We start from the raw sequence: 12,235 nt of genomic DNA on the forward strand, positions 1-12,235 counted from the left end.
TCTGAGGGAGCCGGGCTGCGCCGCGGTGCTGTTCAGGTTTCTTTTTTGGCGCGAGGGGCGCGGTTCTTCTTTATGCCTTCCGGGGTGCCTTCGGCGGCATCGGTGCCGGCCTTGGCCTTCGGGCGGGCGGTGCCTTTGGCGGCGGACGCAGCCTTGGCAGGTTTTACATCTTTCGGATCCTCCGCATCTTTCGCGGTTTTCGTCGCCTTCGAGGCTTTGGGAACGGGAGTCGCATCGGTCGGTTTGGTGGCGGTCTTGCGGGCGCGGCTTGCGGGTTTGTCGCCAGGCTTGGCCTCCGCCTCGGCAAGCTTGCGGGCCATTTCCCAGTGACGTTCGTCCTCGCCGTGCGGGCGGCCCTCCGATACCCATATGTCGTACGCGAGTTCGCGGATGCGCTGCTCGTTCTTGTTCATCGTTCTGATTCTCCTGTTGAACTGATCGTTACCTGTAAAACCGCCACCGGCAGTTGCTGCAAAACCTCTGCCGCACTCAGAGCCGTTTGTTTGGGTGTGACTGTCTTTCCGTCAAAAAGTCGCTCCAGAGCATGACCGCTCAGCGCATTGGGCAATCGCACCCACGTGTCGCCCCAGCGCTCAGCAGGAATCTGTGGTGTCTGACTGTCAGCGAGCAGACTGCTGGCCAGCCGCGCCGCCACCACGATGAGCCAGCTGCCGTCGAGCTCGCGGGCGAAGGCGATCAGCCGGTCGGCATGCTCGCCCTCGACCGTCAACGGTAGGTAGTTACCCTCGGTGAACAGCCGTGGCTGCGAACGCCGTAAGCCGAGGGTGCGGCCGATCAGCCATTGCTTGATGCGACCGTCCTGCCAGTTCGCCAGCAGCTCAGCCGGTTGCGCCTGCAGGTCGAAAGTGGCGCGCCGCCGGTCGAAGTCGACGGGGCGACGGTTGTCCGGATCCACCAGGCTGAAATCCCAGTAATCGGCACCTTGATAAAGGTCCGGCACGCCGGGCGTGGTCATGCGCAGCAGTGTCTGGGTCAGGCTGTTCAAGGCGCCGGCCGGCGCCAGTTCGAGTGCAGCCTCGGCGATTTCATTGCGTAGCGTCCGGCACTCATCGCCGAGCAGCAGGGCACGCAGGTATTGCTGGCAGGCGCTTTCGTATTCGCTGTGGGGATCGGTCCAGGTGCTGCGCAGCTTGGCTTCGCGCACGGCCTTTTCCTGCCACTTGATGATCCGCCCGCAAAACGCCTCCATGGCGGGTTTGTCATCAGGGTTCAGGTCCAGCGGCCAGCACCCGAGCAATATCTGGAATACCAGCATCTCGTCGCCCGCTGAAGGTGCCGGCCCGTCGGTCAGTTCCTGGCGCTGGCTATAAGCGAGCTGCCGCCAGTGACGTACCTTGGCGGCGAACCATTCGGCGCGTTCGCTAATCACCGTCATGCGGGCGCGGGTGTCTTCGCCGCGCTTGTGGTCGTGGGTCGCGGTGGTCAGCAGATTGCGCGGGAAATGCTCGGCGCGCTCCAGACAGGCGGTATGAAAGTTCTGTACCGGTGCGCTGAAGGTTTGCGGATCGAAGCCCACGTCGTTGCGCGACAGCAGTGCACCGGAGCGATAGCAGGCGGTGTCTTCCACAGCCTTGGCGGCGGCGGGCGAGGTGAGTTGCTGGAAACGCGTGCAGGCGTAGCGTCGAATTCGCCGTGCCGGGCCCGGTGGCAATGCGCGCAGGCTTTCGCCACCGAGCCAACGGTCGAGCAGATCGAGCAACGGCCAGTCCGCCTCGCCCAGCGTCGTGCGCGCGCCGGCCAGTGCCTGCTGGAAGAACGGCTCATCGGCTTCGCGCCGGCCGCGGGCACCGACATAGGTGCGATACACCGGGAAGTGCACGATCAGCTCCAGCAGCGCGCGGCGGATAGCACCGAAGGTGATGTCCCGCGTCATCACGTCGTAGCGCGCCACTTGCAGCAGCGCCTGGGCGACGGCTTCGAAGTCGCCCGCCAGCGGCCCGGTCAGCACCAATTGCCGCGCCTGCCGTACCTCTTCCATAAAGTCCGCCGGGCGTTCGGCGGTCTCGCTCCACAGCCCGCAGAGCACCGCTTTACCAGCCGGATCGTGCTGCAGCAGCGAAACCTGATTCATGAACTCATAACCGGTGGTGCCATCCACGCCCCAGTCGTCGTGCAGGCGCTCGCCCTCGGCGAGGATCTTTTCAACGTAGATCGGCACATGATCCTGCGCAGCTTCCGCAGGCCGGGCGGCATTGAGGCGATCGACCCGGCGCCGCAGCCGGCGGCAATAACCGCGCGGGTTGGCCAGGCCGTCGATGTGGTCGATGCGCAGCCCGTCGACCAGCCCTTCGGCGAGCAGCTCGAAAATCTTCGCGTGGGTTTCCTCGAATACGACTGGCCGCTCGACGCGCAGGCCGCCCAGTTCGTTGATATCGAAGAAGCGTCGCCAGTTGATGTCGTCTCCAGCGGTGCGCCAGCTGGCGAGGCGGTAGTTCTGTCGTTCGAGTAGCCCATGCAGACGCTTGAAACCTTCGTCTGTGGTCGAATCGTAGTGCGTGAGGGCATCTTCGAGTGTTTGCCGGAGCGCGCTGTCCTTCAGCAGTTGCGCAAGATCGGCACGCAGCTGGCGTGCGGTCTGATAAGGCGCCGGCTCGGTTTTCAGAGCATCGAAATGTTGCGCCAGGGCGCGCAGCTCCTGGTTATCGGTCAACCGCAGGATTTCGCCGTAGCTGGGTGGCGTAATAGGGAAGCGGTGCTCGTAGTGCTCGGCATGGAAGGCGCCATTTTCCGCGTCCAGGCGCAGCGGAATCTTGCCTTCCTGCAGCGCCTCGCCATAGTCGCAACCAAGGAAGGGAACCAGCAGCTGGCCTTCAAGCAAGGGATCGGGCGAGTTCCACTGAATGTCGAAGAACTGCGCATAAGGGCTGCGGCGGCCCCATTCGAGCACGTCCAGCCACCAGGGATTGCCCGCGCCGCCAACGGCCATGTGGTTGGAGACGATATCCAGAATCAGCCCCATGCCCTTGGCACGCAGCGCCTCGACCAGACGACGCAGGGCGGGTTCGCCGCCCAGTTCAGGATTGATGCGGGTCGGGTCGATGACATCGTAGCCGTGCATCGAGCCGGGCCGCGCCGTCAGTAAGGGCGATGCGTAAAGGTGGCTGATGCCGAGCTCGGCGAAGTAATCGACCAGTGCTGTCGCATCGTCAAGGGTGAAGTCCCGATGGAATTGCAATCGCAGGGTGGCGCTCAGGTCTTTCATCAACGGTTGCTTCCAATGGTCTGCTTGCGGGCGTTGGCGATGATGCTCAACCGGCGCATACAGGCCGGACTGTCGAGCAACGTGGCGCTGTCGCCGGGATAGCGGCGTCGCCAGTTCGGATGTTCGTCGACGGTGCCGGGCATGTTGGGTTGCTCCAACAGACACAGCGCGTCCTCGATCGGAAACAATGCCAGCGGCGCGGGGGTGCGCCCGATGAACGCGCCGCACGCGTCGGCTAGCACTTCTGGATCGCGGAGGTCGCCCTCGATGTTCGGTGCGTACTCTCGCAACAGGCGAAGCAGTCCGGCACGTTCACGCTCACGTTCTTCCAGCTGCGCTGGGCGCTCGTGCTCCTGGTGCTGGCCGACCTTGATGCGCCAATCGATGTCATGGCCTTGCCACCAGCCATTGATAGTCGGCAGGTCATGGGTGGTTGAGGTGGCCAGTGCGCTGCTCGGCCAGTGCATCGGAGGGCGGAAGTTGCCCTGGTGATCGCGCTCGAAGAACAGCACGCGCATGGCCAGCAGGTTGCGCGCCGCCAGTTTCTCGCGCAGCCCCTCCGGTACAGTGCCCAAGTCTTCGCCGAGGATCACCGCATTGCGCCGCCAGGCTTCGAGCGACAGCAGCCGCAGCAGGTCGTCGAACGGGTAATTCAGATAAGCGCCTTCCGCAGGGCCTGCGCCGGAGGGCATCACCCACAGACGCATCAGGCCCATCACATGATCGATGCGCATGCCGCCCGCGTGCGCCAGGTTGGCGCGCACCATCTCGATGAAGGCGCGATAGCCGTGAGCCTTGAGACCCCACGGCGAAAACGCGGAAATGCCCCAGCTCTGGCCCTGACGATTGATGATGTCCGGCGGCGCACCGACGCTCAGTGCGGCCAGTACTTCGTCCTGTCGACTCCAGGCTTGGCTGCCGCCGCCATCGGCGCCGACGGCCAGGTCGCTGATCAGGCCGATCTTCATTCCGGCGCTCTGCGCTGCGATCTGCGCACGCTCCAGACCGCGCGCGATCAGCCACTGACAGAACGCGTAATAGCTCACCTCGTTGGCATGCTCCTGGGCGAATCGTTCGACGCCAGCGCTTTGCGGCGTGCGGTATTCCTCTGGCCAGTCGCGCCAGTTTTGCGGATGCCCGTCGGGGCTGAGCAGCGCCGCGTGCAGGGCCTCGAAGCGACAGTGGTTCTCCAGCGCTTCGCCGCCCGCCTCGCGGAAGCTGTCGAAGTCGGCCTGCTGGGCATTGCCACCGGTGCGGAAGTCATCGTAAAGCGCGCGAAGCTGGCACTGACGGGTTCGGGAAACCGCATCCCAGTCGATCAGTTCCAGCTGTTCTAGCCGCTGCAGTTCGTCGGCCAGGCCGCAGGAATCGACGGCGATCCGCACCGGCTTCTCGCCGAGGATTGCTTCCGGCGCGCTGTGCAGAATGTTGTAGAACAGCCGGCTGGAGGGCGAGTAGGGGCTGTACTGACCGCTGTTGCCGGTGAACATGGCGTGTATCGGGCTGATGCCCAGCGCCGCGGCACCATGCGCGGCAGCGTTGCGCACCAGGGTTTCGAGCGCCAGGGTATCGCCCAGCCCGCCGTCGCCGGGGCGACGCAGACTATATATCTGTGCCGTCAGCCCCCAGGCATGGGGGCCAGCGACATCTTCGACACTGGGGCCGGCATGCGGCGCTACTGCGACGGTCAGTCGTTGATCGGCGATCTCCAGCTGGTGATAGCCCGGCGTGTCGATCGCAACCAGGCGGGCCCGCTCGTCCAGCGCTCCTTCATGAAGGCTGCCGTCTTCCAGTTCCAGGCGATAGCGGGTAGAAGGCTCGCAGTATCGGCCCAGTTCCAGCGCAGTCCCCTGATCGACAGTGAGCAGCGGCGGCAGGTGCGCACCGCCATTGATGGCGTCGAGCTTTTCCAGGCTGCTGTCGATTTCTTCGTCGCTGCCTGCAGCGAGTCCCAGTCCGTTGAGCACCGCACGCAGCACCTCAGGAGTCACCCGCTGGTCGCGGCCATCGGCGTCTACCCAATCGATGGACAGGCCGGCTGCCTCGGCCAGTTGGTTCAGTCGTTCATCGCTCATCTGCAGTCTCCAGATACATCCTGGCGGAGCGCGCGGGCAGCGTGCCGGGATTGGACGTGTCAGTGCTGCGGCTGGCATGTAGCAGTCGCGCATCGGCGGCAGGCGGAGTCATCTCGAGGTCGCGGTCGCTGAGATTCAATTCCAGCCGTAGTTCGCTGCCGTCGCCCAGGCGCCAGCGGGCGAGGGCGGCGGCGTCTCCCAGCGCCTGCGCACCGAGGAACCGCGAGCCTTCGAGGCGCGGCACGATTTCCCGATGGCGGATCTGCAGCAGCTGGCGATACAACGCCAGCCACTCGGCATGTTCGGGTTGGTCCCGCTTGCTGAAGTCGGGTCTGGACGCCTCGAAGGTTTCCACAGCGTTCGGGTCCGGGATGCGCGCGCGGGTCTGCTCGTCGGCGAACTCGGAAAACTCGGCGAACTCGCCGCGACGGCCTTCACGAACGGCATCGGCCAGCTCGCCGTGGTGGCTGGTGAAGAACAGGAAGGGTTCGCGCGCGCCCCATTCCTCGCCCATGAACAGCAGCGGAATCATCGGTGAAAGCAGCAGAATGGTGGTCGCTGCCTTCAGGGAGTCGGGATCGGTGAGGCTGATCAGCCGGTCGCCGAAGGCGCGGTTGCCGGTCTGGTCATGGTTCTGCAGAAACAGCACGAACGACGTTGGACTGAGATGACCGCTGGGTTCGCCACGCGATTCACCGCGGCGGTTCTGCTGACCCTGATAGATGAAACCTTCGCCGAGGAAGCGCACCAACTTGTCGGTCGCGTCCTGATGGTATTCCGCGTAATAACCCTGGCTTTCCCCGGTCAGCAACGTGTGCAGGACGTTGTGACCGTCATCGTCCCACTGCGCGGTAAACCCTTGGGTCAGCAGGCTGGCGCGGTTGTCTTCGTTCTCCAACACCAGATGGACATGGCGACCCGGCTCCGTTTCGGCGCGCACCCGCTCGGCCAGTTCGGTCAGGAAGGTGCGATCGGGAATGGCATGGACGGCATCCATGCGCAGGCCATCGAAGCGGTATTCCATCAGCCACATCAGCGCGCTATCGATGAAGAAATCGCGCACCTCACGGCGGCGAAAATCGATGGCGTCGCCCCAGGGCGTCTGCTGATCGTGGCGGAAGAAGTGCTTGGCGTAGCGGTGTAGGTAATTGCCGTCCGGCCCGAAATGGTTGTAGACCACGTCGATAAAGACCATCAGGCCCAGCCCGTGAGCGGTATCGATCAGATGCTTGAGCTGCTCGGGCGTGCCGTAGGATGCCTCGGGCGCGTAGAGCAGGACACCGTCGTAACCCCAGTTGCGGTCGCCGGGAAATTCGGCGAGCGGCATCAGTTCGATCGCAGTGACGCCCATTTCGGCCAACGCGGGCAGGCGCTGCTCGATCTGCGCATAGCCGCCGTATGCGGCCACGTGCAGTTCATAGAGCACGGTTTCATGCCACGGCCGGCCTTGCCAGTCGCGGTTACGCCACTGATAGGCATCGGGATCGACCACAACGCTGGGGTCGTGGATGTCCGCCGACTGCGCGCGCGAGGCGGGGTCGGGCACCGTCAGTTCGTCGTCGATCAGAAAGCTGTAGTGCGAGCCGGCGGGCGCATTCGCCTCGATGCTGTACCAACCGTCTTCGCCTTCCTGCATGGGCAGCGTATCGCCGCCGACCATCACCAGGCTGACGCGTTGCGCGTCCGGTGCCCAGAGGCTGAACCGGGTACGCGAGGCATCGAGTAGCACCGGTCCGTGTCGCCCTTCATGGGCTGGCCTGTTTTGCATTGATTGACCTCGTTAAAAGATGGCCTGGGCCTCGCGCCGTTCGCCCAGCAGCTGTCGATACAGCCGGTCGTAAGGTTCGATCGCGTGGCTCCAGAAGAATCCACCGCTCATGGCGCGGCAACGCATCGCATTGAGCAGTTGCGGGTTCTCATAAACCGCCAATGCCCGTTCGACGGCCTGGCGGTAGCTGTGCGTGGTGGCTTCGTTGAACAGAAAGCCGGTGACGCCGTCATCGATGCTGTCCGCCAGGCCACCGGTGCGGTGGGCGATGGGCAGCGACGCGTAGCGCTGGGCATACATCTGGCTCAGGCCGCATGGCTCGTAGCGCGAGGGCATGAGCAGGAAATCGCTGCCGGCAAACAGTCGTCTGGCATCGGTCTCGTTGAAGCCGATGTGCGCGCCGACACGACCGGGAAAGCGTTCGGTGAGCCGGCGCACCTGCTCTTCGATAAGGGGTTCGCCACGGCCGAGGATGGCCAGCTGGCCGCCGCGCTGAACGATGGTCTCGGCGACCTCGATGGTCAGGTCGATGCCTTTCTGATGCACCAGCCGGGACACCACGGCGAACAGCGGACCCTCGCCCGGCTCCAGGCCGAACAGGTCGCGCACATGCGCCGCATTGGCCTGTTTGCCGGCCCATTCGTGCGGGCCGAACGGGCTGACCAGATACGAGCAACTCTGCGGCTCCCAGCTCTCGTCGATGCCGTTCAGCAGGCCGCTCAACAGCCCCTGGCGCGCCTTCATGGCGAGAAAGCCTTCCATGCCGCAACCGAATTCGGGCGTGGTGATTTCCTCGGCATAGGTCGCGCTGACGGTCGTGACCCGGTTGGCATAGGCAATGCCGGCCTTGAGCAGCGACAGCGCGCCGTAGAACTCCATCCGCTCCGGGCTGCAGGCTTCCTGAGGAATGCCCAGTTTGCGGCGCAGGCTCATGTCGATGTTGCCCTGGTACGCCAGGTTGTGAATGGTGAACACGCTCGGCGTGCTCAAACCACGCCACTTCATATAGGCCGGCGTCAGCCCGGTCGGCCAGTCATGGGCATGCACCAGATCAGGTGCCCAGCGGATGCAGGCGGTACCGGCGGCGATATCCGCCGCGGCCAGGCACAGGCGGGCGAAGCGCACCGGGTTGTCCGGCCAGTCGTTGCCCTGTTCGTCACCGTAGGGCAGGCCGTCGCGCTCGTACAGTTCCGGGCAGATCAGCACGTAGACGATCAGGCCGTCCGGCATATCGAGGCGGCCGATCTTGCACGGGGGCAGGTCGCTGTAGGCATGCACGCTGCCCACGATACGGATCGGTTCGCCGCATTGCATCACCTGCGTATAACCGGGGATCAGCACACGTACATCGTGCAGATCGCTCAGCGCGCGGGGCAGGGCGGCGGACACGTCGGCAAGCCCGCCCGTCTTGACCAGATCGGTGAGTTCAGAGGTTACGAAAAGGATCTTTTTCTTATCGTTCTGCGTGCTGCGAAGCTGCAGCACAGGGCGCTCGACGAGCACGCCTTGAGGTTGAATGGATTTTAGCCGGGCAGATTGGCTATTTACCGCAGCAATACTCATAAGCACTTCCCCAGGTGACCGGTGTTGGCGTGAGGCCGATCACAAGCACGTTTGTTTTCCAAGCAGCATCCCTCTGGAGCTGCAGATCATGAGCACGGCAAGAGTGGTTTCTTCTTTTTTTGGAGTCGCTTGTTACGCGGCGTAGAAGCGCGAAGGCCCTACCTTGAAAAAGACTCCAGCGCTATGAATTCGTTCTCAGTTTTCTACCAAAATCGCCGAGTGGAACTTTGCGCTCGAAGGCCGGCTCGGAAAACTGACGCGACACTGTTGTTTTACCGCTGCCAGTCGGAGCCAAGACCATGCAAGACCTTGCTGAAATCGTGCGGTTTTTTAGCGACAAAGAGATGAAATTGACCACGGCTGAATCCTGCACCTGCGGCCTGATGGCCTCGCTGCTAGGTGACATTCCTGGGTGCGGCCAAGTGCTCGACAGCGGTTTCGTCGTCTACTCGCCGAAAGCCAAGAACCGCATGCTTCACGTCAGTTTCGAAACCATTGAAACCTTTGGCTTGACCAGTGAAGAAGTCGCCACCGAGATGGCGATAGGCGCGTTGAACGCCAGCTACGCAGATATCGCGGTTGCTAATACCGGCGTCGCCGATGGTAGCGAAGAGGACGCTAGCGGCACTCAGTGCTACGCCTTTGCTCTGATGCAAGGCGAGCGCCAAGTCAGCATCAGCGAGACCGTGCGGTTCGCTGGAGACCGGGTGGAGATCCGCAAACAGGCCGCGCGCTACGGGCTGGAGCAGTTGCCGATCAAATACCAGCAGCTGATCGATAAACTCCGTGAGCACGACTGATCGACATATGCGCTGCACCGAAGTGGTAACCAGGCGCCCGCAGTCGGGGCGAGTCGCGGGCCCATTTCGCCGCGGTCAAACCGGCGGCTGACGCTCCGGTTCCATGTGTTCCGGAACGGACTTGTCTATGTTCGGCTTGTGACCGACGCTAAGGTCTGCCCGCAGTTGTGGCAAGCACTGTGGGTATTGACGTTGAACGAAGCCGATCAAGCCCTCACGCAGATGGCAGCGCAGATCCCAATTGCGCGACGAATCCGGGGAGCTCACCAGCACTCGTAGCTGAATGGATTTCTCACTGGTGTCAGTCACCTGCAGCACGATGACACGGCCGTCCCACAGCTGCGGAACGTCTTGGCAGAGCCGACGCAGTTCCTCGCGCAACGGTTCCAGTGGCAGTGAATAGTCGACCCAGAGAAACACCGAACCGATGATGCTGGAGTTGCGCCGCGTCCAGTTCTGGAACGGCTTCTCTATGAAGTACTGCAGAGGCACTACTAACCGGCGGTCATCCCAGATGCGAACGATGACGTAGGTCCCGGTAATTTCTTCGATACGGCCCCACTCGTTTTCAACGATCACCACGTCATCCAGGCGAATCGGCTGAGTGATCGCAATCTGTATGCCTGCGATCAGGTTGGCGAGCACCGGACGCGCAGCGAAGCCCACGGCAAGGCCAGCGAGACCTGCCGAAGCGAGCAGGCTGGCTCCGAGCTGGCGCGCCGCCGGGAAGGTCATCAGCATGCTGGCGGCGCCGATCAGCAGGACGAAAAACGCCAGTGTCCGCAGCAACACACGCGACTGCGTCTGGATCTGCCGTGCGCGCAGGTTATCGCTGACATCCACGGGGTTCTTCATTCGCACGGCCTGCTCAAGGCCGCGCAGAAGCCGTAGAGCGAGCCAGGTGAAGCAACCGATGATCAACAGGGCTGTTATGCGCCGAGCCGCATCCAGCAAGGCGAATTCATCGCCGGACGCCGTCAAGACGGCCTGCAGGCCAAGCAGCGGAAGCAGCAGCCGTATGGGCTTTTCCAGCTGCTCTGACACTGCCTTGGTAAACAAAAAGCTTCGCCCCAAGCGCAGCATCACCGCGGTCAGTACACGGCCAAACACACTCAATACGACCACCACGAAGGAGGCCGCCAGCAGTATCCGCAACGCGGGCTCGTCTATGTAGTTCTCCCAGGGCATGGGCAAGGCGAGGGTTTCGATAAGTCAGCTCCGTTCGAATGACTGCTTCAAATGACTAATGGCTGTTTTCCAAAGTTCATGAACGTGCATTCAGTCGGATACGCGGAACTCCCCGTGACGGCTCTTTTCACACTTAACAAGGGTGAAAACCCAATCGGTATCCAACCCATGGGAGAAGCGACATGCAAAGTGCACAAACCGGAAACGACGTCCGCGTCGAACGTTTGATTGAATGGCTGCGCGATGCTCACGCGATGGAGGCTCAGGCCGAGTCCATGCTCAGCAAACAGGCCAGTCGCATCGAGCATTATCCCCAGTTGAAAGCGCGTATCGAGCAACACATTACCGAGACTCAGAACCAGGCCAAGCTGATCGAAAGCTGCCTACAGCGCTACGACAAGTCGTATTCGGGCCTCAAGGATCTGGGCGGCAAAATGATGGCTATGGGACAAGCCATGGGCGGAATGATGGTCAATGACGAAATCGTCAAGGGCGCTCAGATGGGCTACGTCTTCGAAAACCTGGAAATCGCGTCCTACGAGATTCTGATTGCGGCGGCCGAGACCATTGGCGACACCCAGACCGCCGAGATTTGTACGCGCATTCTGGCTGAAGAAGTGGCGATGGCCGAATGGATGCGCAGCCACCTTGCCGAGCTGACCCAGGCCTATCTGACCCGCGCGCAGACCCCCGACGTCGAGGCGAAACGCTGACAAGGTGTTGAGTAACCGCGCGACGTACGGCTACTGCTCGGCAACTTTGTCGGGAAGCGAGGCGGACATCAGACCGCCTCGTGTGGCGTACAGCTCGAAGCGCAGTTCCTGAGCCAGCCGCACCAGATTTGCGGCGTCGCGACACTGATCATCGGTGATGCCGAAAACGGTGAGTTCTTCGCCGTCCACGTGCTCTTCATAGAGTCGGACGGTGACACGGCTATCTTCTTGAGCATGGCAATCACAGCGGAAGGGATACAGGTAATTGCGGAGGATATTCTCAATCGTCAGCAGAGGTAGACGTGAAGCCATGATCCTTCCTCCTTTCGAGTCTCCAGAGTCGGCGAGCATGCTCGCGGTCGGACGCTACGGTTTTGCGGTAGCAGCGTCTAATAACGCTAGCAGGCCCTGTCCCGTTGTAAACATCACTTTGCCGCCGCTCGGCAGACCAGATGTAAGTGGCAAAACCTGCGCCGTTGCGCTTGCCGACGGCTTCAGCGCTTTCGAAATACGGCGCAACCACACCAGTCACGGTACTCGCGAGCCACTCGCAGCGAGCGCCGACACCTGACGACGAGGAACCTTTATGAAATCCATATTCGCATTGGTATTTGCAAGCCTTATGGCTTCATCCGCGTTCGCCCAGTGGCCTGCCGGCACGCCTGAAGACGAACGCGGTGCCCGTCCCAGCCCGATGGGCAACCCGACGCCTCAGGAAACGCTCGATACGCATAAGGACAGTCAAGGCCGTACCGTGACCGAAGACGGTGATCTTGTCAGCGAGCCGCCTGCTACCGAGGGTGAGGCCGATCGGGACGCGGGCGATGCTTCAGTCAATCCGGGGCGCCATTCCAGCCACGGCGGGCCGACCGATTCGGCGTCCGATCCCGGCACGCTCGAATAAA

Annotated in this window: 10 protein-coding genes; 3 read left to right on the plus strand and 7 right to left on the minus strand. The window is 62.6% G+C overall.

Annotation, left to right across the window (positions count from 1 at the left end; all coding sequences use genetic code 11):
- Positions 1 to 32 precede the first annotated feature (32 nt).
- From NA647_RS15945 to glgA, 5 genes are read right to left on the minus strand one after another with little or no spacing between them, the layout of a single operon-like run.
- Positions 33 to 413, minus strand: a complete 381-nt coding sequence (locus tag NA647_RS15945) for a DUF2934 domain-containing protein (protein ID WP_256058582.1) — start codon at positions 411 to 413, stop codon at positions 33 to 35.
- Positions 410 to 3,223, minus strand: a complete 2,814-nt coding sequence (locus NA647_RS15950; protein WP_256058583.1) for a malto-oligosyltrehalose synthase — start codon at positions 3,221 to 3,223, stop codon at positions 410 to 412. The genes NA647_RS15945 and NA647_RS15950 overlap by 4 nt, the downstream gene beginning before the upstream one ends.
- Positions 3,223 to 5,298, minus strand: a complete 2,076-nt coding sequence (gene malQ / locus NA647_RS15955) for a 4-alpha-glucanotransferase (RefSeq protein ID WP_256058584.1) — start codon at positions 5,296 to 5,298, stop codon at positions 3,223 to 3,225. Before malQ ends, NA647_RS15950 begins: the two co-directional genes overlap by 1 nt.
- The gene (gene treZ / locus NA647_RS15960) at positions 5,288 to 7,066 is read right to left on the minus strand and encodes a malto-oligosyltrehalose trehalohydrolase (RefSeq protein ID WP_256058585.1); all 1,779 of its coding nucleotides are present in this window, start codon (positions 7,064 to 7,066) and stop codon (positions 5,288 to 5,290) included. Before treZ ends, malQ begins: the two co-directional genes overlap by 11 nt.
- 12 nt (positions 7,067 to 7,078) lie before the next feature.
- Entirely contained in the window at positions 7,079 to 8,629 is a 1,551-nt protein-coding gene (gene glgA / locus NA647_RS15965) for a glycogen synthase GlgA (protein ID WP_256058586.1), read from the minus strand.
- 299 nt (positions 8,630 to 8,928) lie between these two features.
- On the opposite strand from glgA, the gene NA647_RS15970 reads away from it, so the two are divergent.
- The gene (locus NA647_RS15970; protein WP_256058587.1) at positions 8,929 to 9,429 is read left to right on the plus strand and encodes a CinA family protein; all 501 of its coding nucleotides are present in this window, start codon (positions 8,929 to 8,931) and stop codon (positions 9,427 to 9,429) included.
- A gap of 75 nt (positions 9,430 to 9,504) precedes the next feature.
- On the opposite strand, the gene NA647_RS15975 is transcribed toward NA647_RS15970, so the two are convergent.
- On the minus strand, positions 9,505 to 10,617 hold the full coding sequence (locus NA647_RS15975) for a mechanosensitive ion channel family protein (RefSeq protein WP_256058610.1): 1,113 nt from the start codon (positions 10,615 to 10,617) through the stop codon (positions 9,505 to 9,507).
- A 182-nt stretch (positions 10,618 to 10,799) separates the two neighbouring features.
- Between NA647_RS15975 and NA647_RS15980 the strand changes: the two genes are divergently transcribed.
- Complete coding sequence (locus tag NA647_RS15980; protein WP_256058588.1) at positions 10,800 to 11,330, plus strand: ferritin-like domain-containing protein; 531 nt, start codon at positions 10,800 to 10,802, stop codon at positions 11,328 to 11,330.
- Between the two features lie 30 nt (positions 11,331 to 11,360).
- On the opposite strand, the gene NA647_RS15985 is transcribed toward NA647_RS15980, so the two are convergent.
- Complete coding sequence (locus tag NA647_RS15985) at positions 11,361 to 11,642, minus strand: DUF1652 domain-containing protein (RefSeq protein ID WP_256058589.1); 282 nt, start codon at positions 11,640 to 11,642, stop codon at positions 11,361 to 11,363.
- Positions 11,643 to 11,916: 274 nt separating this feature from the next.
- Here NA647_RS15985 and NA647_RS15990 point away from each other — a divergent pair, with 274 nt between their 5' ends.
- Positions 11,917 to 12,234, plus strand: coding sequence for a hypothetical protein (locus NA647_RS15990; protein ID WP_256058590.1), 318 nt, complete (start codon positions 11,917 to 11,919; stop codon positions 12,232 to 12,234).
- Position 12,235 lies beyond the last annotated feature (1 nt).

The organism is Stutzerimonas stutzeri, from assembly GCF_024448985.1.
GTDB lineage: Bacteria > Pseudomonadota > Gammaproteobacteria > Pseudomonadales > Pseudomonadaceae > Stutzerimonas > Stutzerimonas stutzeri_AP.

Excerpts from the sequence above, each read along its gene's own strand:
- NA647_RS15945 (WP_256058582.1), bottom strand. The coding sequence starts at position 413 with ATGAACAAGAACGAGCAGCGCATCCGCGAACTCGCGTACGACATATGG.
- NA647_RS15950 (WP_256058583.1), bottom strand. The coding sequence starts at position 3,223 with ATGAAAGACCTGAGCGCCACCCTGCGATTGCAATTCCATCGGGACTTC.
- malQ (WP_256058584.1), bottom strand. The coding sequence starts at position 5,298 with ATGAGCGATGAACGACTGAACCAACTGGCCGAGGCAGCCGGCCTGTCC.
- treZ (WP_256058585.1), bottom strand. The coding sequence starts at position 7,066 with ATGCAAAACAGGCCAGCCCATGAAGGGCGACACGGACCGGTGCTACTC.
- glgA (WP_256058586.1), bottom strand. The coding sequence starts at position 8,629 with ATGAGTATTGCTGCGGTAAATAGCCAATCTGCCCGGCTAAAATCCATT.
- NA647_RS15970 (WP_256058587.1), top strand. The coding sequence starts at position 8,929 with ATGCAAGACCTTGCTGAAATCGTGCGGTTTTTTAGCGACAAAGAGATG.
- NA647_RS15975 (WP_256058610.1), bottom strand. The coding sequence starts at position 10,617 with ATGCCCTGGGAGAACTACATAGACGAGCCCGCGTTGCGGATACTGCTG.
- NA647_RS15980 (WP_256058588.1), top strand. The coding sequence starts at position 10,800 with ATGCAAAGTGCACAAACCGGAAACGACGTCCGCGTCGAACGTTTGATT.
- NA647_RS15985 (WP_256058589.1), bottom strand. The coding sequence starts at position 11,642 with ATGGCTTCACGTCTACCTCTGCTGACGATTGAGAATATCCTCCGCAAT.
- NA647_RS15990 (WP_256058590.1), top strand. The coding sequence starts at position 11,917 with ATGAAATCCATATTCGCATTGGTATTTGCAAGCCTTATGGCTTCATCC.